The sequence below is a fragment of the Gemmiger formicilis genome, assembly GCF_016901605.1.
Taxonomy (GTDB): Bacteria; Bacillota; Clostridia; order Oscillospirales; family Ruminococcaceae; genus Gemmiger; species Gemmiger formicilis_B.
The window spans coordinates 1-23,317 of the sequence record NZ_JACJKP010000019.1 but is presented as its reverse complement, the minus strand read 5'-3'; the positions used below and the strand labels follow the sequence as shown (position 1 = coordinate 23,317).

At 50.3% G+C, this 23,317-nt stretch carries 20 protein-coding genes, 7 tRNA genes and 1 pseudogene; 8 read left to right on the top strand and 20 right to left on the bottom strand.

The genetic code is table 11. The features are described from left to right. Positions 1 to 122 precede the first annotated feature (122 nt). The 11 genes from H6B10_RS02845 to H6B10_RS02795 all read right to left on the bottom strand — a co-directional run bounded on the left by H6B10_RS02845 (position 123) and on the right by H6B10_RS02795 (position 6,489). Positions 123 to 197 (bottom strand) — tRNA-Cys (locus tag H6B10_RS02845). A gap of 46 nt (positions 198 to 243) precedes the next feature. After that, positions 244 to 319 (bottom strand) — tRNA-Gly (locus H6B10_RS02840). A gap of 38 nt (positions 320 to 357) precedes the next feature. After that, positions 358 to 433: transfer RNA gene (locus tag H6B10_RS02835), tRNA-Phe, on the bottom strand. Between the two features lie 3 nt (positions 434 to 436). Then, a tRNA-Asp gene (locus H6B10_RS02830) sits at positions 437 to 513 on the bottom strand. 3 nt (positions 514 to 516) lie between these two features. After that, positions 517 to 592, bottom strand: a tRNA-Val gene (locus H6B10_RS02825). Positions 593 to 596: 4 nt separating this feature from the next. Further along, positions 597 to 672: transfer RNA gene (locus H6B10_RS02820), tRNA-Gly, on the bottom strand. 107 nt (positions 673 to 779) lie between these two features. Further along, a complete protein-coding gene (hslO, locus tag H6B10_RS02815) occupies positions 780 to 1,691 on the bottom strand; it encodes an Hsp33 family molecular chaperone HslO (RefSeq protein WP_204649450.1) in 912 nt (303 codons plus the stop codon). Further along, positions 1,692 to 2,453, bottom strand: a complete 762-nt coding sequence (locus tag H6B10_RS02810; protein ID WP_204649448.1) for a class I SAM-dependent DNA methyltransferase — start codon at positions 2,451 to 2,453, stop codon at positions 1,692 to 1,694. Beyond that, on the bottom strand, positions 2,443 to 3,045 hold the full coding sequence (gene yihA / locus H6B10_RS02805) for a ribosome biogenesis GTP-binding protein YihA/YsxC (protein ID WP_204649446.1): 603 nt from the start codon (positions 3,043 to 3,045) through the stop codon (positions 2,443 to 2,445). The genes H6B10_RS02810 and yihA overlap by 11 nt, the downstream gene beginning before the upstream one ends. A gap of 10 nt (positions 3,046 to 3,055) precedes the next feature. Continuing rightward, positions 3,056 to 5,497: an endopeptidase La gene (gene lon / locus H6B10_RS02800; protein ID WP_204649444.1), complete on the bottom strand. Its 2,442-nt coding sequence runs from the start codon at positions 5,495 to 5,497 to the stop codon at positions 3,056 to 3,058. Positions 5,498 to 5,499: 2 nt separating this feature from the next. Then, positions 5,500 to 6,489 carry a diacylglycerol/lipid kinase family protein gene (locus H6B10_RS02795; RefSeq protein WP_243427226.1) on the bottom strand — a complete coding sequence of 330 codons (990 nt, stop codon included), beginning with the start codon at positions 6,487 to 6,489 and terminating at the stop codon, positions 5,500 to 5,502. 103 nt (positions 6,490 to 6,592) lie between these two features. On the opposite strand from H6B10_RS02795, the gene H6B10_RS02790 reads away from it, so the two are divergent. Further along, positions 6,593 to 7,282, top strand: coding sequence for a DUF421 domain-containing protein (locus tag H6B10_RS02790; RefSeq protein ID WP_204649439.1), 690 nt, complete (start codon positions 6,593 to 6,595; stop codon positions 7,280 to 7,282). A 73-nt stretch (positions 7,283 to 7,355) separates the two neighbouring features. Here H6B10_RS02790 and H6B10_RS02785 read toward each other — a convergent pair whose 3' ends face one another. Both H6B10_RS02785 and H6B10_RS02780 read right to left on the bottom strand, forming a co-directional pair. Next, positions 7,356 to 7,892 (bottom strand): NADH peroxidase, encoded by a 537-nt coding sequence (locus H6B10_RS02785; protein WP_204649437.1) that lies wholly within the window; start codon positions 7,890 to 7,892, stop codon positions 7,356 to 7,358. A 118-nt stretch (positions 7,893 to 8,010) separates the two neighbouring features. Beyond that, complete coding sequence (locus H6B10_RS02780) at positions 8,011 to 8,550, bottom strand: Gx transporter family protein (protein WP_243427225.1); 540 nt, start codon at positions 8,548 to 8,550, stop codon at positions 8,011 to 8,013. 242 nt (positions 8,551 to 8,792) lie between these two features. On the opposite strand from H6B10_RS02780, the gene H6B10_RS02775 reads away from it, so the two are divergent. From H6B10_RS02775 to H6B10_RS02765, 3 genes are all read left to right on the top strand, one after another. Beyond that, on the top strand, positions 8,793 to 9,365 hold the full coding sequence (locus H6B10_RS02775) for a DUF4358 domain-containing protein (RefSeq protein ID WP_204649435.1): 573 nt from the start codon (positions 8,793 to 8,795) through the stop codon (positions 9,363 to 9,365). Positions 9,366 to 9,452: 87 nt separating this feature from the next. Then, the gene (locus tag H6B10_RS02770; protein WP_204649433.1) at positions 9,453 to 10,847 is read left to right on the top strand and encodes an MBOAT family O-acyltransferase; all 1,395 of its coding nucleotides are present in this window, start codon (positions 9,453 to 9,455) and stop codon (positions 10,845 to 10,847) included. 18 nt (positions 10,848 to 10,865) lie between these two features. Then, positions 10,866 to 12,044: a DHHW family protein gene (locus tag H6B10_RS02765; protein ID WP_204649431.1), complete on the top strand. Its 1,179-nt coding sequence runs from the start codon at positions 10,866 to 10,868 to the stop codon at positions 12,042 to 12,044. A 53-nt stretch (positions 12,045 to 12,097) separates the two neighbouring features. Here the strand turns inward: H6B10_RS02765 and H6B10_RS02760 are convergent, their stop codons facing one another. The 3 genes from H6B10_RS02760 to H6B10_RS02750 are packed head-to-tail and all read right to left on the bottom strand — an operon-like array spanning position 12,098 to position 15,445. Beyond that, positions 12,098 to 13,042, bottom strand: a complete 945-nt coding sequence (locus H6B10_RS02760) for a hypothetical protein (protein ID WP_204649429.1) — start codon at positions 13,040 to 13,042, stop codon at positions 12,098 to 12,100. Then, on the bottom strand, positions 13,009 to 14,007 hold the full coding sequence (locus H6B10_RS02755) for a hypothetical protein (protein ID WP_204649427.1): 999 nt from the start codon (positions 14,005 to 14,007) through the stop codon (positions 13,009 to 13,011). Before H6B10_RS02755 ends, H6B10_RS02760 begins: the two co-directional genes overlap by 34 nt. Beyond that, positions 13,997 to 15,445 (bottom strand): spore germination protein, encoded by a 1,449-nt coding sequence (locus tag H6B10_RS02750; protein ID WP_204649425.1) that lies wholly within the window; start codon positions 15,443 to 15,445, stop codon positions 13,997 to 13,999. The genes H6B10_RS02755 and H6B10_RS02750 overlap by 11 nt, the downstream gene beginning before the upstream one ends. A gap of 63 nt (positions 15,446 to 15,508) precedes the next feature. Here H6B10_RS02750 and H6B10_RS02745 point away from each other — a divergent pair, with 63 nt between their 5' ends. Together H6B10_RS02745 and H6B10_RS02740 are read left to right on the top strand one after the other, a co-directional pair. After that, a complete protein-coding gene (locus H6B10_RS02745) occupies positions 15,509 to 16,174 on the top strand; it encodes a DUF421 domain-containing protein (RefSeq protein ID WP_204649423.1) in 666 nt (221 codons plus the stop codon). Continuing rightward, positions 16,171 to 16,539, top strand: a complete 369-nt coding sequence (locus H6B10_RS02740; protein WP_204649421.1) for a DUF4363 family protein — start codon at positions 16,171 to 16,173, stop codon at positions 16,537 to 16,539. The genes H6B10_RS02745 and H6B10_RS02740 overlap by 4 nt, the downstream gene beginning before the upstream one ends. Here the strand turns inward: H6B10_RS02740 and nrdR are convergent. The 4 genes from nrdR to H6B10_RS02720 form a co-directional block, all read right to left on the bottom strand. Next, entirely contained in the window at positions 16,519 to 16,992 is a 474-nt protein-coding gene (nrdR, locus tag H6B10_RS02735; RefSeq protein WP_204649419.1) for a transcriptional regulator NrdR, read from the bottom strand. The genes H6B10_RS02740 and nrdR overlap by 21 nt on opposite strands. A gap of 28 nt (positions 16,993 to 17,020) precedes the next feature. Then, positions 17,021 to 19,339 carry a protein translocase subunit SecF gene (gene secF / locus H6B10_RS02730; protein WP_204649418.1) on the bottom strand — a complete coding sequence of 773 codons (2,319 nt, stop codon included), beginning with the start codon at positions 19,337 to 19,339 and terminating at the stop codon, positions 17,021 to 17,023. A gap of 45 nt (positions 19,340 to 19,384) precedes the next feature. After that, on the bottom strand, positions 19,385 to 20,665 hold the full coding sequence (locus H6B10_RS02725) for an aminotransferase class I/II-fold pyridoxal phosphate-dependent enzyme (protein WP_204649416.1): 1,281 nt from the start codon (positions 20,663 to 20,665) through the stop codon (positions 19,385 to 19,387). Between the two features lie 244 nt (positions 20,666 to 20,909). Continuing rightward, positions 20,910 to 20,993: transfer RNA gene (locus H6B10_RS02720), tRNA-Leu, on the bottom strand. 109 nt (positions 20,994 to 21,102) lie between these two features. On the opposite strand from H6B10_RS02720, the gene H6B10_RS02715 reads away from it, so the two are divergent. Further along, complete coding sequence (locus H6B10_RS02715) at positions 21,103 to 23,055, top strand: DUF6311 domain-containing protein (protein WP_204649414.1); 1,953 nt, start codon at positions 21,103 to 21,105, stop codon at positions 23,053 to 23,055. Then, positions 23,052 to 23,317, top strand: a pseudogene (locus H6B10_RS02710) (RluA family pseudouridine synthase); the annotation flags it as partial. The gene H6B10_RS02715 and the pseudogene H6B10_RS02710, both read left to right, overlap by 4 nt.

Below are 23,317 nucleotides of genomic sequence, written 5' to 3'. Positions count from 1 at the left end.
GCGCCAGGCCCATGGCGGCGGTTGTTTTTCCTTTGCCATCGCCCCAGTAAAGATGTAGCATACAAGACTCCTTATTCGATAAGCGGTCAAACAAAAAAGCGTCACTTTTCAGTGACGCTTTTTGGAGGTGACGACCAGATTTGAACTGGTGAATGAGGGTTTTGCAGACCCTTGCCTTACCGCTTGGCCACGTCACCATAATGAGTGAAAAACCGGCTTTTGGAGCCGGTTTCCACTGTTTGTTGGAGCGGCCGACGAGGCTCGAACTCGCTACCTCCACCTTGGCAAGGTGGCGCTCTACCAGATGAGCTACGGCCGCATAATGTACATTCTTAAGGTAAGAATGTACAAGAACCTTGGTGCCTCCGATCGGAATCGAACCAATGACACGGGGATTTTCAGTCCCCTGCTCTACCGACTGAGCTACAGAGGCAAATGGCGACCCGAATCAGGCTCGAACTGACGACCTCTAGCGTGACAGGCTAGCGTTCTAACCAACTGAACTACCGGGCCAAATGGTGGAAGTTAACGGGCTCGAACCGCTGACCCTCTGCTTGTAAGGCAGATGCTCTCCCAGCTGAGCTAAACTTCCGCAATGGAGCGGCCGACGAGGCTCGAACTCGCTACCTCCACCTTGGCAAGGTGGCGCTCTACCAGATGAGCTACGGCCGCATGTATCGGAGAGTTTTGCTCAGCCGCTCTCTCCGGGCGACGGGTATTATTATATACAACCCCGACGCATTTGTCAACTACTTTTTCGAATTTTTTTGAGATTTTTTTCAACTTTTTTCTTTCGGCATTTTTTCTTCGTTGGAAGGCCAGTTTTTCAAGAGCTCATTCAAGTCTACACGGTAGATTTTGTCGCAAAACTGGCAATTCACCTCTGCAACGGGATCTTCATCGCGAAGTTTTTCTACTTCTTTTTTTCCCAAACTGTGCAGCATTCCTTCTACGCGTTCCAAACTGCAGTCGCAGCGGTATGTCACATGGTAACTGTCCAGAATATCCGGCTGGAATCCATCCAGTGCCATATCCAGCATATCTCGTACAGTCTTGCCTTCTTCCAACATAGTGGTTACGCTGGGCATAGCCTTGATGTTCTTTTCCAGTAAATCGATTTCCTGTTCCGTTGCACCGGGCAGCAGCTGAACAATGAATCCGCCGGCACAGCGCACGCTCAGGTCGGTGTCTACCAGTACACCCAGCGCGCATACGGTAGGTACCTGCTCGCTGATTGCAAAGTAAGATGTAATATCCTCGGCAATCTCACCGGTGGTCAGCGGCACCTGGCCAATATAAGGTTCCCGCAGACCCAGATCACGGATCACATCCAGCGTACCGTCCCGGCCAACCGCGGCCCCTACATTCAAATGACCGTCTTCACGCGGAGGAAGTTCCACAATCGGGTGCTCTACGTACCCCTTGACGTTACCGGTGCCATCCGAAACAGCCAGCAGACGCCCAACAGGGCCGCCGCCTTTGATCTGCACCGTAATAGAATCCTGCGTGCTCTTCAACATAATGCCCATCATGGAAGTGGCCGTCAGCAGGCGGCCAAGAGCTGCGGTTGTCACAGCGCTGGTCTTGTGCAGCCGCTCCATCTCGCGCACCATCTCGGTAGAATCCACGCCATAAAATACAACGCCGCCGTTCTCAGAAATTCCGCGCAGCATATTGTGATTCTGTTCCATTTAGTTTTTTTCCTCCTGGGTATACTGCTTGATTGCTGTGATGATCCAACGCGGGCTATCCGGCCGCACCGGCCCAAAATCTTCTCCGTCTGCAACTTTTGCAACCCGAAAACCGTAACGTTCCAACAGGGTTTCTACAGTATCCAAGGGATAACTGTACTCACAGAAGGATTCCCGGAAATGTTCCCCTGTATCCTGATAAGCAATGTCAATGGAAATATCCACCCGTCCCGTTGCTTCGTCATACTGATTGGTCCAATGACATAGTGCGTCCTCCGCCTCAATGTCAAAGGTCTGCCCTGCCAGGATCTTCTGATGTTTATATGGCGTATTTAAATCAAAAATAAACACACCGTCTTTTTCCATAAAATAGGCAGCTTTTCGGATTGCCTGCTCAAACCGTTCCAGAGGGCCGATGTGGCTGAATGTATCAAATGTTGATACAGCTGCCCGTATTGTCCCGTATAAATCCAGTTCCAACAAATCCTGACGCAGCAAAAGCAGCTGCCCGGTCAGTCTCAGTTCATCGGCTTTATCCCGCAAAACGCCAAGCATTTCTTCCGACTGATCAATACCGATCACATCATACCCGGCCTGGGTCAGCATCAGCGTCAGGTCGCCTGTGCCGCATCCAAGATCTGCCAGAATTCCATCGGTTACACCATGTGCGGACAATTCTTTTTGAACATAACGAAAAAGGGCATCATAATCCGCTTCTCCGTTCAGTTCGTCGTAAAAATAGGCAAACTCGTTATACGCCATCGCCGGTCGCTCCATTCAGGTGCTGCTCCAGGCAGGCGCGCAGAGCGTCCATTCCATAGCCGTTCTCGGCACTGGTAAGGAACACTCCCTGGCAGCCGTAAGGCTCACAAAGGCTCTCAAATTCCGTCTGACGGGTTGCCAGCTCGGACTTTTTCAATTTGTCCGCCTTTGTCAGTGCGGCCACAAACGGAATGTTGTGGTAGCGAAGGTATTCCAACATCTGAACGTCATCTGCACTGGGGGCGTGACGGCAGTCCAGCAGCTGGATCAGCAGGCAGACGGCCCGATCTGCTTCAAAATAGCTGTTGATCAGTTCATCCCACCGCGCACGGTCCGCGTTGGACACCTTGGCATAGCCATACCCGGGCAGATCCACAAAATAGGCAGTATCCGCCTTATAAAAATTGATGGTAGCCGTTTTTCCCGGCGTAGAACTGACACGTGCCAGGTTTTTCCGGTTGCACAGCTTGTTGATCAGGCTGGATTTGCCGACGTTGGATCGACCGGAAAACACAATCTCCGGCCGGTCGCTGTCCGGCAGCTGGCGGGAAAGGCCATAAGAGGCCAAAAATTGGCAGTTATTATAGTTCATGGAAATCCTTTCACATGACTGCAGCCGGCTCTTTGGCGGGCTGATCGTTGGCAATCAGGCTGGTTGCTTGCGGTACTGCAGGCGTGTTTCGAGAAGACGTATGCCCCGGAAGCAACAGTGCCTGCTTGAGTACCTGCGACAGGTGGTTCACCGGAACAAAGTGAATTTTCTGTTTGACTTCAGCATCCACTTCAAACAGGTCGCTTTCGTTATCCTTAGGAATCAGAACGGTCGAAATGCCTTCCCGGAAAGCAGCCATGCTCTTTTCTTTCAAGCCACCGATGGGAAGTACATTGCCGTGCAGCGTAATCTCTCCGGTCATGGCAAGATCATGGCGTACAGGAATCCCGGAAAGTGCTGAGATCAGTGCTGTAGTCAAGGTGACGCCTGCAGAAGGTCCGTCTTTGGGGACAGCGCCTTCCGGTGCATGGATATGAATATCCGTGTTTTTCAGGCTGTCCGGGGTGATGCCGTACTCTTCGCCATGAACGCGGGCATAACTGATCGCCAGTTTGGCACTTTCCTTCATGACGTCGCCGAGGCTTCCGGTAATTTCGATCTTCCCGGAACCGCCCTGGATGACGGCTACTTCCACCGGAAGCATCTCTCCGCCGACGCTGGTCCAGGCAAGGCCATTGGCAATGCCAACGGCATCCTTACGGGAAATAAAGGTCGGTTTTACTTTTTCCGGTCCCAGCAGAGCTTTTACCGTAGAGGCAGAAACACTGATCTTATCCTTCTCCCCTGCCGCGATGCGCTGAGCGCATTTCCGCAGTACAGCGGTAATGGTGCGTTCCAGGGTGCGCACACCCGCTTCCCGGGTATATCCATCAATGATTTCATACAGCGCACTGGAAGTGAGTGTGACCCGTCCGTCCAGACCGTTGTTTTTCAGCTGCTTGGGCAGCAGGTGCTTCTTGGCGATGTTGAACTTCTCGGTCCGGGTATAGCTGGGCAGTTCGATTACGTCCATACGATCATACAGCGGCCCGGGAATGGTGGAGGCATCATTTGCGGTAGTAATGAACAGGACCTCGCTCAAATCGAAGGGAATATCCAAATAATTGTCCTTGAAAGTGCAGTTCTGTTCCGGGTCCAAGACCTCCAACAGCGCACTGGAGGGATCACCCTTATAATCGCCGGCCAGCTTATCGATTTCGTCCAGCAAAATCACGGGATTGCTGGATTTTGCCGTGGTGATGGCACTGATGATCCGGCCCGGCATTGCTCCAATATAGGTGCGCCGGTGACCGCGGATTTCAGCTTCGTCATGTACGCCGCCCAAACTCATGCGGGCAAATTTACGGCCCATACATTCTGCGACGGAATGCGCAATGCTGGTTTTGCCGACACCCGGAGGGCCCACAAGGCAAACGATCTGTCCTTTGACATCCGTGTTCAGTTTGCGAACGGCCAGAAGTTCCAGGATTCGCTCTTTCACCTTCTGCAGGCCGTAGTGCTCACGGTCCAGCACCTTCTTGGCATGCGTCTGATCCAGATTATCTTCGGTCGTGATGTGCCACGGCAAAGCCAGGCAAGCATCCAGATAGCTGCGAATTACGCCGCTCTCGGCAGAGTTTGCCTGCATACGTGCCAACCGATCGCACTCTTTCAGGAGCTTCTCGGTGGACTCACTGTCCAGATTCAGCGCTTCGATCTTTTTGCGGTAGGTTTCCGCCTCGGCCCGGGTATCCTCCGCGTCGCCCAGTTCTTCGCTGATGATGTGCATCTGCTCACGGAGATAGTATTCCCGCTGGCCTTTGTCCATCTGGGCGTTGACCTTGTCATCCAGATCCCGTTCAATTTCCAGAACCTGGCACTCCTGACGAAGCAGTGTCAGCAGCTTTTCCAGGCGGCCCAGCAAGGTGGACTCATTCAGAATCGCCTGCTTGTCCTCATACTTGAGCAGAAGATTGGCAGGCATATATTCGCTGAGATACAGGGGGCTGGTGGACGTCACAATATTATACACAACGTCCTTGGAGATCTGCGGGCTGTAAGACAGGTAGGTTTCGAAACATTCCTTCAAACTCCGCACAAGCGCTTCGGTCTGGGTACGCTTGTCGGCGCCGATACCACGAACCGGGACAGGACGCACCGTGGCCTGCAGATATTTTTCTCCGTCAATCAGTTCTACCAGTCGTGCACGGGTCTTGCCTTCTACAAGAACTTTTACTAGCTCGTCGGAAACGCGCAGCACCTGCTTGATTTCGGCAATCACGCCATACGCGTAAAGATCGCGCACTGCGGGATCCTCCACATCCATTTCCCGCTGCGCAACCAAGAACACATTGCTGTTGCTGTGCATGGCGGCTTCAATGGCGGCGATGGATTTGGGGCGCCCTACTTCGAAATGAACAACATTATTAGGGAACACCACCAGACCACGCAGCGCAATGGCAGGCAGATGAATTACATTTCGTGCAATTTTAACTTTTACTTTTTCAGACATGCTTACTCTCCCATAGCCTGCAAGACAGGCGCATTTTGTGCGAGTTTTGGCGGCAGAAGAATCCGAATGCTGCGCCGCGCCACCTCAGCGTGCAGATTCAGTTGGGGCGAACATTCCCCGTCCAGTGTTGTGATCAACGGGTTTTGATCCAACACCTGAATATCAATTGTCGTGGTTCGCAAAAAGGTCATATATGGACGAAAAGCCTTTGTTACGGTACCGTCCGCAGCCAAATGTTTGCCGTGGCGATACCCTTGCAAAAGCCCTGCCAGGCGCAGACGGGGTACAGGTTTCAGAAGCACCACGTCCAAAAGACCATCATCCATGCTGGCATAAGGTGCAGCGCAATAGCCGCCGCCGTACATTTGTGCGTTGCAGATCGCAAGCATCATATACGTACCTTCAAATTCCAGCGTATCGGTTTTAATGTACAATCTATGACGGAATGTGCTGCATACAGCTTCCAGAATTGACAGTGTATAGGCGGTTGTACCTCCGCACAGAGGCATACGCCGCCATTTGGGAATCCCGTTGGCAACCTGGGCATCAATTCCCGCCGCATAGATATCAATACCATATCCCTGGGGCGTGCGAATCAAATCGGCCGGGTAGGCTTCTGCTGCAATTTGTGCGTCCAGATCCAAAAAATCAGCCGGCGTTCCAAAATTCCGGACGTAATCGTTACCGCTCCCGCAGGGAATGCATCCCACAAACAGGTTCTCCTGTCCGGCGGCTTCCTGCAGGACCTCGTTCATGGTCCCGTCCCCGCCGCACGCGTAAATCCGGACAGGCTCACCACTGGAGGCACAAGCTGCTGCTATTTCCCGGGCGTGTCCGGCATGCCGGGTTACGGCAATTGTCGGTTGAATTCCCGCTCTTTCAGCGGCTTCCCGAATCCTCGGAAGCAGGGTGACGCTGGCATCCTCTTTACCTGCGGTAGGATTGACAATAAACAAATACCGAATCGCAGCCGCCTCCCTTTTTCTTTGCATGAATACAAGTAGTATACATTGTAACTTTTTCTTGCAAAAAGTGCAAGGGGGTGGGATAAACTGTTAGCTGTATGCCCAAAATACCTGACACAGGAGGGCGTTTATGCAACAGATTTTTGCAGAAATCGGTCAGGTCGCGTTGACCAGTATCTTTTCTTTAGGAATGATGTTTTTGATCACCCGATGGGGCGGTAAAAGGCAAATTGCACAGATGAGCCCCTTTGACTATCTCAACGCTGTAACCGTAGGTTCCATCGCCGCGGAAATGGCTACCAATCTGGAAGCCTGGTATCGTTCTTTTACCGCTCTTCTTGTCTACGGTGTTGTTACCTGGGCGGTGGAGATATCTGCCTGCAAGAGTATTGCACTGCGGACATTCTGGAGTGGGCGATCCGTTATTTTAATGAACAATGGTGTAATTCTCAAAGAGAATCTCCGGCGCGCAACCATTGACTTAAATGAATTTTTGGGGCAAGCCCGTATAGCCGGATATTTTGATCCCAACGAAATTCAGACTGCCATTCTGGAAAACAATGGGCAAATCAGCTTTTTACCCAAAAGCGATTGCCGTCCCGCTACGCCGCAAGACCTTCAAATTGTACCGGAAGAAACCAGCGCATGGTACGATCTAATCTTGGACGGGCGCTTGATGAGCGACAACCTGAAGGCTGCAGGCCGGGATGAAAACTGGCTGAATGCGCAGCTTCATAAATTGGGAATCGGACAGCGTACGGAAGTGTTTTACGCGGCCTGTGACAAACAGGGGCGCTTTTTTGCCTGCCGTGGGCAATAAAAAAACGACTTTTCTTTTATAGAAAAGGAGCCGGAGCATAAGCTCCGGCCCCGATTAAGCCTTTCGGCTTACATTATTTGAAGTAGCGGTCCAGCAGGCCCTGCATGCCACGGCCATGACGAGCTTCGTCCTTTGCCATCTCATGAACGGTGTCATGGATTGCATCCAGGCCCAGCTCCTTCGCCTTCTTGGCGATGTCCATCTTGCCAGCGCAGGCGCCGCACTCGGCGTCAACGCGCATCTGCAGGTTCTTCTGGGTGCTGTCGGTCAGCACTTCGCCCAGCAGCTCAGCAAACTTGGAGGCATGCTCAGCCTCCTCGAAAGCGTAACGCTTCCAGGCTTCGGCGATTTCGGGGTAACCTTCGCGGTCGGCAACGCGGCTCATGGCCAGGTACATGCCAACTTCGCTGCACTCACCGTTGAAGTTCTCGCGCAGACCCTGGATGATTTCTTCCGGAGCATCCTTGGCAATGCCAACCACATGCTCGGTCACATAGGTGTTTTCTTTCTTTTCAATGAACTTGGAAGCCGGCGCCTTGCAGACGGGGCAGAACTCGGGGATGGAACCTTCGGCGATATAACCGCAGACAGTGCAAACGTATTTCGTCATAATCAATAGCCTCCTGTAAATTCTTAAGCTCCTAAGACGCATTCCTGTGTCTTTGCTGTTATTATAACTTCATATTCCTACAATGTCAATAGAGTTTCTGAAATTTTAAGAAAAATTCTTATTTTTGAAAAAGGTTGTTTTTCCTCCTGTGCTGTGTGATTTCCTTGGGAAGGGATGTGAACAGTGCCCTGGTCAACAGACAGCTTATGCCGCCGACCACAATCCCCGCTACCAAAAGAACCGGTGCATACGCTAACGCCATAGCGCTGGATAATATGAAGGAAGCTGCCGCAAGCTGCCCTACATTGTGGGCCAGCGCACCGCAAACGCAGAAAATATAGTCGCTTACAGTAAACGGAAGATGCAAAAGGCTCCATAAAACCAAAAAGGAAAGCACACCGCCGCAGGCCGAAAGAATTCCCGCTGTTACGCCCCGTGTCAAAAACGCGAATAACGCCTTTAACAAAACCAGCATAAACGCAGTTCTGGTACGTAAAAAAAGCAGCGCATACATCACAACAATATTGGAAAGTCCCAATTTCAAAGCAGGAATCAGCCCTAAAATGGGCGCCAAGCAAGATTCCAGCCAGGACAAGGCTATCGCCAACGCAAACAGCATTCCTGTAAGAGCAACTTCTTTTGCACGGGAATTTCGCATCTACCCTTTCTCCTTTTTTCGGCGTTCTTACTTCGGAGTGTACGGCAAATTCCCGGGATTTGTCAAGAGCGAAAAAAATTTACAATCGCAGCATACTTTTTCACGCCGGGATTCGACCAAAATGGGTTGAAAAAACAGCTGAAATAGTGTATTCTAATAAAGTATTCCAATCGCATTTTTGAATGCCGTATAATCCATACGGGTTGTACAATACGACTCAAAATAGAAGGAGATTGATTCCTATGAAAAAGTTGCTTCCTATTATTTTGTGTGCCGCGATCCTGTTGGCAGGCTGCACAAATTCCTCTTCTGCTTCGGAGAGCGCTTCCACCAGTGAGCAGACCTCCTCTGCCGCATCCGATTCCGTAAGTTCGGAAACCACTTCGGAAACAGAAGAAACGACCGAGGTGGCTCAAACAGAAAACTTGGAGAGCGCTGTTTCCGCGCTGGAAGCGGTCAATCCCATTGCCAATCCGAGAGCGCTGGATGATTTTTCTGTCGAAAACGAACTTATGCTGACGATGGACAACCTGGTTGCTTATAAAGGCGATGTGACCAACGATCAGGCCGACTGCGGTCTTGTTTTTGTGGCGCAGGCCAAGGAAGGCAAAGCTGCCGATGTTGAAGCCGAACTGCAGGCATACAAAGAGAGCCTGACGGCCAACGATATGTACGCAGAATTTGCCGATAAAATTGCCATGGCCCAGGATGCCCGCATCGTTACCAACGGCAACTATGTGGCGATCGTGATTGCCAGCATCGGCGGCGACTACGGCGCCATCGATACCGCCTTGGAGACGGCGCTTAACTTCTAAGTCCTTCTGCCGCACAATGGATTTCAACAGGCCGCTACCTCTTTCGGTAACGGCCTGTTGGTGTAATAACCAACAAGGAGTATGTACATGGTCTTCAACAGTGTGGTATTCTTGTTCTGCTTTTTGCCGCTATCCCTGCTGGTGTATTATATCGCACCAGGCCGAGCCAAAAATCTGGTTCTTTTGGCGGAAAGCCTCATTTTTTATTGCTGGACCGGTATCACCTTTTTACCCTTGATCGTATGCCTGATCCTGTTCAACTACATCTGGGGCTTGCTCACATCTGTATTGGGCACCAAGCTTCGCGGTTTTATGCCCCTGGTCGCGGTGCTTGTCAATCTCGGTGTTCTTGTATACTTTAAGTATGCCAACTTCCTGATTGATACCCTCAACCAGATCACCAATTTTGGTATTGCCACACTGAAAATCGGTGATGTACTTCCGCTGGGCATCAGTTATTACATCTTCAAAATCATTAGTTATGAAGTGGATGTATACACCAGCAAAGTAAAAGCAGAAAGAAATCTGCTTACTTTCTCCTGCTACGTTTTATTCTTCCCCCAGCTGATTGTCGGTCCGATTGTGAAATACCGCGACATGGCCGATCAGCTGCATAAAACCAAGGGGCGCTGCACCTTGCCGCAAATTGAGCACGGCGTGGAACTTTTCGTTTTCGGCCTGGCCAAAAAGGTGATTCTCGCAGATTCGATCGGTGCGCTATGGACAGATATTATCGGAAACGGTGGTATCGGCCTTGCCAATGTATCTACTCCGCTGGCCTGGCTGGGGATTATCGCCTATTCCCTGCAACTTTACTTCGACTTTGCAGGTTACAGTGAGATGAGCAACGGCCTTGCTGCCATGCTGGGTTTTGACTGCCCCATCAACTTTGATTTACCGTACATTTCCGGAAGTATCACCGAGTTCTGGCGCAGATGGCATATTTCGCTGTCCAGCTGGTTCCGTGACTATATTTATATTCCCCTGGGCGGAAACCGAAAAGGCAAAGCGCGTCAATTGCTCAATATGCTGTTGGTTTGGGCTGCTACCGGAATCTGGCATGGCGCCAGTTGGAATTTTATCTGCTGGGGGCTTTATTACTTTGTATTGTTGACGGTAGAGAAACTGTTCCTTTTGAAATACCTGAAAAAAGGCCGTGTCTGGCCTCACCTTTACACATTGTTCTTTGTGGTGCTGGGCTGGGGTATTTTCACAGCAAACCAACCGGGTGCTCCCCTTGCGCTTTTGATGCGGAAGCTGTTCGTATTCCAGGGAGGCATTTCTCCGGTCTACTATCTGCGGAACTATGGTGTTCTGCTGATTTTGGGATGTATTTGTTCCTCCGCTTTCCCCCGTTGGCTGTGGCAAAAGATCAGCCGTTGCACACCGCTCAAGCTTTTCCTCTTCGCGGTACTGATAATTATGTGCATCGCCTATGTTGTGGCAGCTACTAACGCCACCGCCCTGTATGCCAATTTCTAAAAAGGAAGGATGTTCTGTATGTCGAAAGTAATCTACCGAAAAAAGGGACGTCAGGCGTTCTATCCCTTGTTGGCGCTCAGTGCCCTGGTTCTTTTCGGGGTGTCGCTTATCAATATTCTGGCCCCCAAGCGCACGCAAATTGAACTGGAAAATCGCAAGGCTGCTCAATTCCCCGCGCTTTCCGTAGACGGCCTGCTGGACGGAAGCTGGCAGACTTCCTTTGCCAATTGGATGCAGGACCAGTTTTTGCTGCGTGACCAATGGATCAACACCCAACGCGCAACAGACGAAATCGTATTCCAGAAAGTAGAAGAAGGTGGGATTCTGCTGGGCAAAGACCACTGGATGTTCACAAAATTGTTTACCATCGACGAATCTACGCAAAAGCAACTGGACAAAAACATCCAGGCTGTTTCGGATTTTGCCGCCAAATATCCGGGAAAAGTAACCTTCCTGTTGGCCCCCTCCGCCAGTGTGATTTATCCGGAAAATTTGCCGGTTGGTGCTCCGATGGTCAACGAAGACGCCATGTTGGATGAAATCTTTTCTCAGATTGGTCAGAACGCTGATGTTCTTGACTTGCGGGATACCTTTACTGCCAATAAGCAAGATTACCTCTATTTCAAAACAGACCACCACTGGACTCCTAACGGTGCCTACCTTGCCTACCAGCAGTTCTGTGCTTTGAAAGGTCTGGAGCCTTTTGATCGTTCGGCACACGAGTCTGTTGTAGTGGAAGATTTCCAGGGAACCCACTATTCTGCCACGCGCCTTTGGAATGTAGAGAACGACTCGATCACCTACTATCCGCTCGACAATCCTATGACCATCTATCGAATCACGGGAGAAGCACAATACGAAGCTGAAACCACAGAAAATCTGATCAATACCGAAAAGTTCGAAACGCGCGATAAGTACGCAGCATTCCTGGATGGAAACAACGGATACTCTGTTATTGAAGGGAACGGTACCGGAAGTATTTTGGTTGTAAAAGACAGTTACGCCAACAGCTTTATCCCCTACCTGACCGAAAATTATGCAAAGATCGGCGTTATAGATTTCCGGAACTTCAAATACGGCCTGGACTCCACCATTGAAAAAGAAGGCTACGATCAAATTCTGATTTTGTATAACTTTCAGACCTTTATTGCCGATACCAACCTGATTTATATTTCTCGGCCCAGCACCTTGCAATAAATTTGCAAAGAAAACGTCCCCAGACAAGATGTGACGCTTGTCTGGGGACGTTTTTATTCAAATATGACTCGAAGTTCCGGATCGGTTGCTACGCTGCCCGGACCGTAAAGACACGCCTGCCAGAAATCAAGATGAAAGGGGTCTGTGCCTGCTTTTTTTGTTTGGCGGTACAAATATGCAAAAGATTCTTCCAGTTCCCGGGCAAGCATATTTTCAAGGTCTGTCACCGAATCGGTCAATGCTTGCAGTTCGGTATCACGCAGATGGAGTTGTACCTGGTTTCCCTCGACGGTAACGTGTGCACGCGTTCGGCAAACCGCTTGCCCTTCCCAAAAGGTACCATACATCTCTTTGGTCTGTCCACACAAAACTGCGGCCAATTGCGCTCCTGTTAGACCTTTACAGCGAACGGAAGCGGCGTTTTTTCCCAGAAGAAGAAAAGCATATCCGCTTTCGGCTGTGTAACCGGGAATTGCGGAGCTGTTTTCCTGTGTAAACAACTGCTGTAACCCGCAATGAATACCATACGTTTTCTCGAGCGACTTCAAGTTTTGGTATAAAGTCGGCCCTTGTTTCGCCCAACTTTGAATCGGCTCAGGACTTAAAACAAAAACCGAAACTTCCGGAGCCGGCTGCACATTTTTGTATAAAAGCAAGCCAATAGAGCAAGCTTCTTGCCAGTTAGAGTTTGCTGGTAAAGCAAGAAGATCCAGCAATCCATAATAGGCATCACCGGACAAGCTATCTTCTGCATATTGAAGTGCTTGCGCCGGCGTTTTTCCCTGTGCTGCCGCAATTTTGATCTGCTCCCCTTGAGATGAATCTGCTCCCTGGTCTGCCACAACCAGACAAGCTGAATAGCGTGCATTTTGCCGCGTAAAAAGTATTCCCCGTACAATCTCCCGTTGAGCCAACGGCTGCCCGCTACATCCGCTCAAAATCAGTCCCACCAGCAAACAGGCGCTCAGAAGCAGCGCTTTAGCTTTTTGCAAAGCCATGATGCAACACCTCCCATCGCCACCAAAACCACCAAAAGCCATGTGAGTGTACTGCGCGTTTGCATGGCCGCCTGCAGGTCTGTTTTGTGAAGAAAAGCACACAAAAGCCATAGTCCGGCAAAATACAACGGGAAACTTTGCAATCGAACCGAAGTTGCGTTTTTAGTGCCCGGAATCAAAAGCAGCGAAATTCCATACAGGTAGAGAGCCAATTTCAAGGTAATAGCCATAGCCCACAAAATCAATTGCAGGCTTTCCAACCGGTTAAAGATCGACAATGCTCCGCAGCGTGCCACCGCGTGAACAGGATCGACACAGAGAGGAAGCGCCGCACCGTAAAACAGTTCCAAAACAAAATGAATTCCTACGTCAAACGCCAAGGCTGATACCGCTACCCTAAGCAAGGGATGGCGCGGCGTTTTAGCCTGATCAGGCAAAAACGCCGGGAGTAAATATTCCGGATAGAGAAAAAGTTGTTCTTTTGCGGCTGCAGAAAAATCGGATAATGTCAATGGTTTTACCTGCAAATTGGTCAGGCGTAAATGTGGCAGCACTGTCAACAGCATAAACGTTGTAGCCAAAATTAGCAGACAAAGAACCACATGGGCTGTCTGGGAAATAGCCGAAACACGGCGAAGATAGATCACCGGTAAAAGAGTCATAAAGCAGATAGCTGTCAACGACAGAACCCCGGGGTACAATCGCTTGGACAAATCCCAAAAGCGCAACAATTCCAGGGCGGAAGTATAAAAAAGTAATATCGCAAACAAAACCCGAAACAAAGGATTTTCTCCAGAGCGCCAGGCCGCCGAAAACAGTCGACCGGTCAACGCCAACAGCGGGGCACAAAACACCAGCGTCGCCACCCCTGCACGCGGCCAATAGGCACTTTGGTACCGGAGCAAAACATTCACCAAAACCCCCACCGTCAAGGCGGCAAGCAGGCTGGGGCAATTACGTTTCATCCTTGCCAATCACCTCCCCGGATTTTGCCAGGCTCGACCATATGCTGCGTACAAACCCGTCCCGCCAAGAAATGCGCGACAGAGGCATCAACGGATACAGGTAGTCATAACCGAACGGCTCACTTCCGCAAGCCATTGCCAAAATAATCAACGCTGAACTGGCGATTCCCAGTACCCCAAATATGCCGGCCAATATGATCACCGCAAAGCGAAAAAGAATGGATTGCTCATAAAGGGACGGCACCGCCAATGTTGCAATGGTAGCCGCCGCCGCCATGGTGAGCACCGGTACACTGACAATCCCGGCGGAAACTGCTGTTTCGCCTATGATCAGTGCCCCCACCAGGCTTACTGTGTGACTTATGGACTGTGGCGCTCGAAGTCCGGCTTCACGAACAATTTCCAAAAGCAGTGTTACGCTGAGCATCTCCAGCATGGGTGGTAATGGCGTAGCTGTTTCTGCCTGCGCCAGTTTGGTAAGAAGCTGTACTGGGATAATTTCCGGTGCAAAAGAAACCGCCATAACATACAATCCCGGCCCAAACACAGCCAAAATGAAAGCCACATATTTCAAAAGGCGGATCACACCGGAAAATACCGCCCCGGATGCATAATCATCCAGACACTCAAAATGTTCGGCAAAAAAACTCGGTACTACCAATGCGTAAGGGCACCCAGATACAAGCACCACTGCTTTGCCTTCGCAAAGACGCGCGCAAACAGTAGCCGGGCGTTCTGTGTACGCAGCAGCAGGAAAAAGGTTCAGCTTGTCCTGTTTTAAAAAGGAAGAAAAATATGCACTGTCTAACAACACCGGAAGCTCGATTTCCGCCAGACGGTTGCGAAGCGCATCGATGGTTTCTTTTGGAGCAAGAGTTCGATCATAACACAGGCAATATTCTGTTTTGGTTCGTGTTTTCGCCGTATAAATCTCGGCAACCAACGAGCCGGAACGAAATTGCCGGCGAATCAGAGAGATATTGTTGCGCAGCAGTTCTGTAAACGCTTCCTGAGACCCGCGCATATTCCCCTCGCCTGTTGGGGTGCTGATGGATCGCTGCGGCATTTCTTGCGTGGAAAAGGCCACTGCCTGTTGGCAACCGTCAATCAGAAGTATGGTCATTCCGTTGGCAAGCATCTCGATGAGGGCGTCCCAATCCTCAATCGGATTTGGTTCTGCCGGGACCAGGCTCTGGGATAAAAGATACTGGCAGAGTCCTTTGCTTCCTCCCAGCATCACGGGATCTCGGTCCAACATCTCCAAGGCCAAATGGCACAACTTTTCCGGAGAAGAAAGACCCGTAAACATAGCAATCGCACAAGGTATCCCGCTGATTGCCATATTTTTGGTATAGAAGTCCCCTGACGCGCCAAAAATATTTTTCAATGTGGATAGATTTTTATCCAAAGAAGTATCCAGTTTTTTTCCTTGCTTCATAAAACTCCCCCTCGTCAAAAAGTAGTGTTGCCCAAAACGGGAAAAATATAAGGAGGCTGGTTTATGCTTTCGGCGGTTTTTCGGACAGTGGTTGTATATATCACCGTGGTTGGAGCACTTCGTTTGATGGGAAAACGTCAGTTGGGCGAGTTACAGCCTTCCGAACTGGTAACTACCTTGCTGGTATCCAACGTGGCTTCTATTTGTATTGATGAGCCTGATCTTCCTTTGCTGGCTAGCCTTGGTTTGATCTTTCTGCTTACGATTCTTGAAATTTTCAGTTCTACTCTTGCATGCCTGAGCCCTGCTTATGCCAGAATTCTGTTTGGAAAGCCGGTCACTGTTATTCGCAATGGCAAAATTATTCAATCCGCGCTTACTCGGCTGCGAATCACAGCCGGAGATCTGACGGAAGCTTTACGCGGCAAAGATGTTTTTTCGCCGGAGGATGTTTTGTGGGGCGTAGTAGAACCAAACGGCCATATCAGTACGGCTTTGAAACCGGCGCCGGGAGAAGCCCCGCCCATGCTGCCCATCCTGGTCGATGATGCCTTATTTCAAGAGAATCTGGATGCCCTTGATGTTGATGACGAATGGTTGGACCGTGTTCTGACCGAACACCAAATGTCTCGTAAAGAGGTTTTACTGTTTTTATACAACGGAAAAGAAATTCTGCTGGTACAAAAAAAGACCACCCCAAAGGGGTGGTCTGGAAAGGATTTACAGTGAACCGAAATTGGTATGCTGTAGCGTTGTTGCTTTTTTTAAGCATTGCGCTGTGGGTCGCTGACAGCTATTTGCAAAATAGCACCCATCAGCTCAATTCTGCTTTAGATCACGCTTACTATTTAGCAGAAAGCGAAAACTACACAGAAGCGCAGCGGGAATTTCAAGCCGCCGCCCAATTGGCAGAACGCTGTAGCAACGTTTGGGTATTGGTCATCAGAAGGAATCTGATCGATCAATTGAACCAGACGCTTGCCACACTCCCAGCTTACACGTCAAAAGACAACTTTGCAGATCTCTCGGTGGAAACGGCACGCGCCAAAACCCAGATTCGACAAATCAAGCAATCATTTTTCGGCTGGTTTTGAACGGGTGTCCAGCATATCCTTCAATTCTTCCATAAAGGTATTGACATCGCTGAACTGCCGATAGACTGAGGCAAAACGCACATAAGCGACATCGTCCATTTTCTTCAGTTCCTGCATGGCAAGATCGCCGATGTGAATAGACGTCACTTCCCGATCGTAGGAATTGAGAAGCATCTGTTCAATCCGACTGACGGCATCATCCAGCTGCTGGTAACTTACGGGGCGTTTTTCGCAGGCACGAAGCATACCGTTCAACAGTTTCTGACGATCGAACACTTCGCGGGAGTGATCTTTTTTCACAACCATCAAAGGGACTGTTTCCACAATTTCATACGTCGTAAAACGCTTTTTACAGTTCAGGCATTCACGACGGCGGCGGATCTTTTCGCCGTCCTCCGTAGGACGGGAATCAATAACCTTGGAATCAATTTCACCGCAATACGGGCATTTCATGTCAGAGTGTCCTCCTCTTGGCGTGCCGTCAGGCCTTCTTTTTAGACGGCGTCTTTTTCCGTATTTTCCAATCGACCCACAGCGGAGTAGCAATGCAAATCGTGCTGTATACACCACTGATCATACCGAAGAGAAGCGGGAATGCGAAGGTGTAAATACTATCCAGGCGGTAAACAACCGACACAACGCAAATAACACCCAGCGCCAAACAAGTGGTGATGGAAGTCATCAAAGAACGGAAGAAGCTCTGGTTTACAGAGAGGTTTACCAGCTCTTTCAGACCCATCTGCTTCTTGCCAAACAGCGCGCTGTTCTCGCGGATACGGTCATAAATAACAACCGTATCGTTGATGGAGTAGCCCAGAATCGTCAGCATCGCAGCAATGAAGTTGCCATTCAAAGGAATGCGCAGCAGAACAAAAACACCAAAGATGATGAACATGTCGTGAAGCAGCGCGACCACAGCTGTTGCACCAGCTTTGAGACCACCGATCCGGCGGAAACGGTAAGCCACATACAACAGGATCAATACACAGGCTGCAATAAGGGCGACCACACTCTTGAGCAGGAATTCCTTACCGATGGTGGCGTCCACATTGCTGACTTCGCTCTGTGTAAACTGGTTATCGGGGTATTGGGTATTCAATGTGGTGAGCAAACCATCCAACTGATCGGTAGTAAGTGTTTCGCTGCCGGGAAGAGTAATGGTCAGTGTCTGACTGCCGGAGATATCTGCACCGGTCTGCAGCGTCAGATTGCTCTGACCAAGTTCTTCCCCGACGGTTGCTTTCAAAGCATCCAGATCCGCATCCCCTTCATAGGAAAGCGTGATCATGGAACCGCCCTTGAATTCCACGTCCATTTTGACGCCGAACACGGCAGAGAACACAAGAACGATGGCGATAACGCAGCAGGAGAAAGTATAGAACTTTTTGCGATTACCGACAAAATTGATAGCGGGCGTTTTGTAATCTGCACCGCCCTCTTTTTTGCCGCCATACAGCCAAGGGTTGCGGAGTGCTTTGCAGTGGATAGCGCCGCGGATCATAACGCGGGTTGCCCACACACCAAAGACAAAGTTGAGCAACACACTTGTCAGCAAGGTGAAGCCGAAAGAATAGACCGTACCGGCCGTAGAGGGGCCAAACCAGAAGAAGATGGGATTGAACACCTTGGCCCAGAAACCATCCGTCGGTCCAAAAGCGCCCATCAGGATGGCAGCAACAATCACAATGGTCACGTTACCGTCAATAATAGGCGTAAGGCCCATCTTGAAGCCGCTCTTTACAGCACCATCAAGCGTTTTGTTTTTGGAAAGTTCTTCCTTGATGCGTTCCGCCGTAATAACGTTGGCGTCAACGCCCATGCCGATACCCAAAATAATACCGGCAATACCGGGCAGCGTCAGCGTAGAACCCGGGAACACACTGAAATAACCGGAAACAACCGCCAACGTTGCGCAGACCTGACCAAGCAAGGAAACAGTTGCAATGGTACCGGGCAAGCGATACCGTACAATCATCAGTACGGCAACCAGCACAAAGGCCACAATGCCAGCCAGGACCATAACTTCCAGGCTGCGAGCACCCAGGGTCGGGCTGATGGTAGAATAGCTTTCTGCAGAAAGCGCGAAGGGCAGTGCACCGGAGTTGATCTGGTTGGCCAGCGTGGCGGCGCTTTCCTGATCAAAGTTGCCTTTGATGATGGCTTCACCGCCGGTGATGGCCTCATCAACAGAAGCAGTGGAAATATTTTCGTCATCCAGCCAGATGGAAATGGGGTCCCCACTTTCGGCCAATTCGGTAGTCGCTTCTGCGAAAGCCTGTGCACCTTCGCTGCTGAACTTGAGCTGTACCACCCAGCCGTCCATTTCACTGTAGGCTGCATTTGCCGAGGTGACATCATCACCGCTCAGAATCGCTTCCCCGTCAACCGTGGAGCCCTTGCGGAACACCATCTGCGCCGTTGTACCGATCTCATCGATAGCGGTTTGCGGATTAAAGTCCGATTCGCCGGTTTTCCAGGGGAAGCGAACAATAATTCGATCTTTGTTGCTGTCTACATAGCTTTCATAGTCAGTGATGCCCAGACCGACAAGACGATCCTCGATAACGGTCTTTGCGGCATTCATCTGCTCGGGCGTTGCATCCACATCGCCATCCGGCATGAAAGTAACATCCACACCGCCGCGGATATCAATACCGAAGCGGATGTCCGATGCACCTTTTACATAGACAGTCTTGGTGTCACCGTACTGATAGCTTACACCCAGAATGGCCGTCAGGGAAAATACAACAATCAAAATCGCCACGACGAACAGCGGCCATGACTTCCCTCGCTTGTTCATAGAAACCTCCAACACTTTGCCCGCACCAGCGGGCGGGATATTTTATTACTGCTGATCAGCCAGCAGTTTTTCTACTACAGCCAGGCGCACACAGACGCACAGCAGAGCGGAAGCAGTTTCGACCTCATCCAGGCTCGGATACGTCGGCGCAATGCGCAGATGAGAGTCATCGGGGTCCTTATGGTAAGGATAGGCAGAACCCGCGCCGGTCAGCGTCAGGCCGCACTCCTTGCAAAGCTGCGCCACACGTTTGGCACAACCGGGCATAACATACAGGCTGATGAAATAACCGCCTTTGGGATTGGTCCAGTGGGCGATATTCCCGCAGGGCGTCAGCTCCTCGGCAAAGGTCGTCTTAACCGCGTCAAAGCACGGCACCAGGCGGCGGCGATGTTTGGCCATGTGCGCCAATACACCCTCACGATTTTTCAGGAAGCGAACATGCCGCAGTTGGTTCATCTTATCGTAGCTGATGATCATTGCAGAGAACCGCTTGCAGATGTACTTCATGGAGTTCTCGCTGCAGGCGAACGCCGAAACACCGGCGCCCGGGAAGGTGATCTTGCTGGTGGACGTGAACATGAAAACACGGTCTTCCGTACCGTACTTTTTGCTTTCGTTCAACAGCACCGGGGTTTCGATGATTTCGTCCGTCAAGTGATGAACAATGTATGCCTCATCCCAGAAAATCTTGAAGTCCGGTGCGGCAGTCTTCATGGACGCAAAACGGCGGATCGTTTCATCGCTGTAGGTATAACCGTCCGGGTTGGAATACTGCGGAACACACCAGATGCCCTTGATGGTATCGTCTTCCGCCACCAGCTTCTCAACCATATCCATGTCGGGGCCGTTCTCGGTCATGGGAACGTTGATCATCTCAAAGCCCATTTCTTCGGTGATGGCAAAATGGCGGTCATAACCCGGCACGGGGCACAGGAATTTGCGCTTTTCTACCTGGGACCAGGGGCAGGAAGATTCGGGGTAACCGAACATAAAGCCGATCGCCATCAGGTTATACATCAGCTGCAGGCTGGAGTTGCCACCCACAAAGGTTTCCTCGGCCTTGGTTCCCATCACATCGGCAAACAGTTCCCGCGCCTCATACAGGCCTTCCAGGTTGCCGTAGTTACGTGCATCAAAGCCATCATCGGTGGTATAATCATCCATCTTCAACAGATCCATAGCCAGATCCATCTGATGAGGGCCCGGTTTGCCGCGCGCCATATTGAGTTTGAGCCCCATATTCTGGAACTTTTTGTACTCTGCCTCCAGCTGAGCCTTTTCAGCGGTCAGGGCATCGCGGTCCATTGCCAAATAGTCTGCCATAACATTTCCCCCTATTTCTTAATTTCCTGCTGCATCCCCTCTATTTTGACGCATTCGCAGGCATACACTACATTATATACGATTCGTGCTGAAGAAACAAGCATTTTCTCCTGCAATTCACCATAAAAAAGATAAAAAAATGAAAAACTATACACCATTTGTATGGAACTTTCATTGGCAAAGACCGCGAAGTTACATTTTACAAAAAACCGCAGCACGCCTGAAAAGGCGTGCTGCGGTTGTATGCCGCCGACCGGGATCGAACCGGTACGGTATCACTACCGAGGGATTTTAAGTCCCTTGCGTCTGCCAGTTCCGCCACGGCGGCATATTATTAATATTTTACAGCACCCCTGCCAAAATGTCAATGCGGATTGAAGAAATGCCGCCGGTATGGTATACTGATACGAAGTTTTCTGTGCACGGAGGCGAAAAAAATGTTACAGCAAAAGGCGCCAAGCCGTACTTTACAACTATTGATCGGCGGTGCCATACTGGGCATACTGGCCTTTCTTTTGGTGTATGGATTTACGCCGTTGGATGTAACCAACGACACCTTCTGCCGCGGCGGTTATATGGAAAAAGACATTCAGCAGCATTATGCCGGGTGGCTGTTTTGTCGGCAAAATGCGCAAGGCTTCCCTCTTTGCGTCACGCAGTCCATCAATGCGCCGTCCGGAGTAAGTATTGCTTATACCGATTCAATTCCGTTGGTCGCTGCTCTTTGCCGACCTCTGGCCAACTGGCTGGGGGGCACCTTCCAATACTTTGGGTGGTTCACCTTGGTTTGCTTTGCACTGCAGGGGGCATTTGGCGCAGCTTTGTGCGGGCTTTTTACCTCAAACTCAGTTGTCCTTCCCCTGCTGGGAGATTTGCTGTTTGTGAGCAGCCCTATTTTGTACGAAAGAGCTTTTCGTCACACTTCCTTGGGTGCGCAGTGGTTGATTTTGGCTGCCTTATATTTTTATTTCCGTGCCCGTCGCCAGGGGCGATTTGCTTCCAAAGGCCTGTTTTTTCTCAATATCCTGGCCATTGGTATCCATCCCTATTTTGTACCAATGACTTACGCCATTACATTTGCACTGCTTTTGGAACATGTGGTTTCGACTCATCGCTGGAAAGGCCCCGTCCTTTATCTGACAGCTGATTTGATATGCACGCTTCTGCTGGGATGGCTCCTGGGGCTGTTTTACGGTACAGCTACCAGTGGCGGGCAGGCCTTGTACGGATATTTTTCCATGAATCTGAACGCTTTATGGAATCCCATGGGTGTAAACGGCACCATTTACAGCCGTGTCTTGCCTGCCCAGAACCAGCTCAATGGTAACTATGATGCATTTGCTTATCTTGGACTTGGTGTATTGATTGCGGTGCCTCTTTTGTTGATTGGGAATTTCCGCCGGTTCCTTTGTTTCTTGCGCAAGCATTGGGCTCTGCTGGCTGTATGCGTAATTTTAACTTTGTTCGCAATCAGCCATGTGGTCACGGCAAACGGCGTCACACTTTTCACCTTTCCGTTGCCGGCTTCTTTGATTCAGCTGTTTTCTGTTTTCCGTTCCGGTGGTCGTTTGTTCTGGCCGGTCTATCACCTCCTTCTACTTTTCGCTTTCGTCGGAACTGTACGGCTTCCTCGCCCGATCGTTATGGTTTCTCTGCTGGCGTTGGTTCAAATCTGGGACGTCAGCCCAGGCATGGTCCAGCGACACCAGGATATGGTATCGGCCACGCAAAGCCCTGCGTTCCCTTCCGGACTGGAAAGTGACTTCTGGCAGTCCGCACAAAGCTACGACCACTTGGAGTCTGTGCAAGGGATTCAGGATGATGCGCTTCACCTTGCGCTGTTTGCGGCTGACAACGGCATGACAACAAATGACCCCTTTGCAGCGCGTTATGACGCTGCCGCACTGGAATCCGAACGCGCGGTTGTTTTGCAGGAACTTGCCTCCGGTAACCTGCGGGATGATACTTTGTATTTGTTTGAGGAAGAAGGCGCTTTTCTTCAGTCGGTAGAACCCGTTCGCAATAGTGCCTGGTGCGGAAAAGTCTCCAGTTCAGATGGCGCTTCCAACTGGTATGTAATTGCTCCGGGACTGCAAGGGCGCTCATTTGATAATCTTTGTACCCCGTATGATGAAAATTATCCTCTTCGCCTTGCCGATTATACCGACGCCCTTTGGAACCGCGGCGTTCTGGATTCTACCAAACAGACCGTTTGTTTTGCAGACTCTCCTTTTGCACGCAGCAAATTGGAAGGAGCAACCTATATTTGCGCCGACGGGCAAATGTATAGAATCACAAAACTGGATGACAGTGACCCCGGTTGGTTGATGGTAACACTGGATATTGAAGATGCCACCGTTTTGTGGAATCAGGAGTTGACAACAAAATGAAAGAATTGTATGTTAAAAGTCTGTTACCTGTCAGACTGGATAAGTATCTGATGGAACAGTACCCTGCTTTGAATTTGGGACGTCTGAATAAAGCCTTAAGAGAAAACAAAATCAAACTGAATGGCAAAAAACAGCCGTTGGCTACACGTGTGCAGAACGGCGATGTCATCCGGTTATTCCTGAATGACGATCAATTAGAAAAAAAGCCTTTGCCGCCCGCAGTATTTGTCTATGAAGATGATGATCTGATTATCGCCAATAA

Excerpts from the sequence above, each read along its gene's own strand:
- hslO (WP_204649450.1), bottom strand. The coding sequence starts at position 1,691 with ATGGAACAGAATCACAATATGCTGCGCGGAATTTCTGAGAACGGCGGC.
- H6B10_RS02810 (WP_204649448.1), bottom strand. The coding sequence starts at position 2,453 with ATGGCGTATAACGAGTTTGCCTATTTTTACGACGAACTGAACGGAGAA.
- yihA (WP_204649446.1), bottom strand. The coding sequence starts at position 3,045 with ATGAACTATAATAACTGCCAATTTTTGGCCTCTTATGGCCTTTCCCGC.
- lon (WP_204649444.1), bottom strand. The coding sequence starts at position 5,497 with ATGTCTGAAAAAGTAAAAGTTAAAATTGCACGAAATGTAATTCATCTG.
- H6B10_RS02795 (WP_243427226.1), bottom strand. The coding sequence starts at position 6,489 with ATGCAAAGAAAAAGGGAGGCGGCTGCGATTCGGTATTTGTTTATTGTC.
- H6B10_RS02790 (WP_204649439.1), top strand. The coding sequence starts at position 6,593 with ATGCAACAGATTTTTGCAGAAATCGGTCAGGTCGCGTTGACCAGTATC.
- H6B10_RS02785 (WP_204649437.1), bottom strand. The coding sequence starts at position 7,892 with ATGACGAAATACGTTTGCACTGTCTGCGGTTATATCGCCGAAGGTTCC.
- H6B10_RS02780 (WP_243427225.1), bottom strand. The coding sequence starts at position 8,550 with ATGCGAAATTCCCGTGCAAAAGAAGTTGCTCTTACAGGAATGCTGTTT.
- H6B10_RS02775 (WP_204649435.1), top strand. The coding sequence starts at position 8,793 with ATGAAAAAGTTGCTTCCTATTATTTTGTGTGCCGCGATCCTGTTGGCA.
- H6B10_RS02770 (WP_204649433.1), top strand. The coding sequence starts at position 9,453 with ATGGTCTTCAACAGTGTGGTATTCTTGTTCTGCTTTTTGCCGCTATCC.
- H6B10_RS02765 (WP_204649431.1), top strand. The coding sequence starts at position 10,866 with ATGTCGAAAGTAATCTACCGAAAAAAGGGACGTCAGGCGTTCTATCCC.
- H6B10_RS02760 (WP_204649429.1), bottom strand. The coding sequence starts at position 13,042 with ATGGCTTTGCAAAAAGCTAAAGCGCTGCTTCTGAGCGCCTGTTTGCTG.
- H6B10_RS02755 (WP_204649427.1), bottom strand. The coding sequence starts at position 14,007 with ATGAAACGTAATTGCCCCAGCCTGCTTGCCGCCTTGACGGTGGGGGTT.
- H6B10_RS02750 (WP_204649425.1), bottom strand. The coding sequence starts at position 15,445 with ATGAAGCAAGGAAAAAAACTGGATACTTCTTTGGATAAAAATCTATCC.
- H6B10_RS02745 (WP_204649423.1), top strand. The coding sequence starts at position 15,509 with ATGCTTTCGGCGGTTTTTCGGACAGTGGTTGTATATATCACCGTGGTT.
- nrdR (WP_204649419.1), bottom strand. The coding sequence starts at position 16,992 with ATGAAATGCCCGTATTGCGGTGAAATTGATTCCAAGGTTATTGATTCC.
- secF (WP_204649418.1), bottom strand. The coding sequence starts at position 19,339 with ATGAACAAGCGAGGGAAGTCATGGCCGCTGTTCGTCGTGGCGATTTTG.
- H6B10_RS02725 (WP_204649416.1), bottom strand. The coding sequence starts at position 20,665 with ATGGCAGACTATTTGGCAATGGACCGCGATGCCCTGACCGCTGAAAAG.
- H6B10_RS02715 (WP_204649414.1), top strand. The coding sequence starts at position 21,103 with ATGTTACAGCAAAAGGCGCCAAGCCGTACTTTACAACTATTGATCGGC.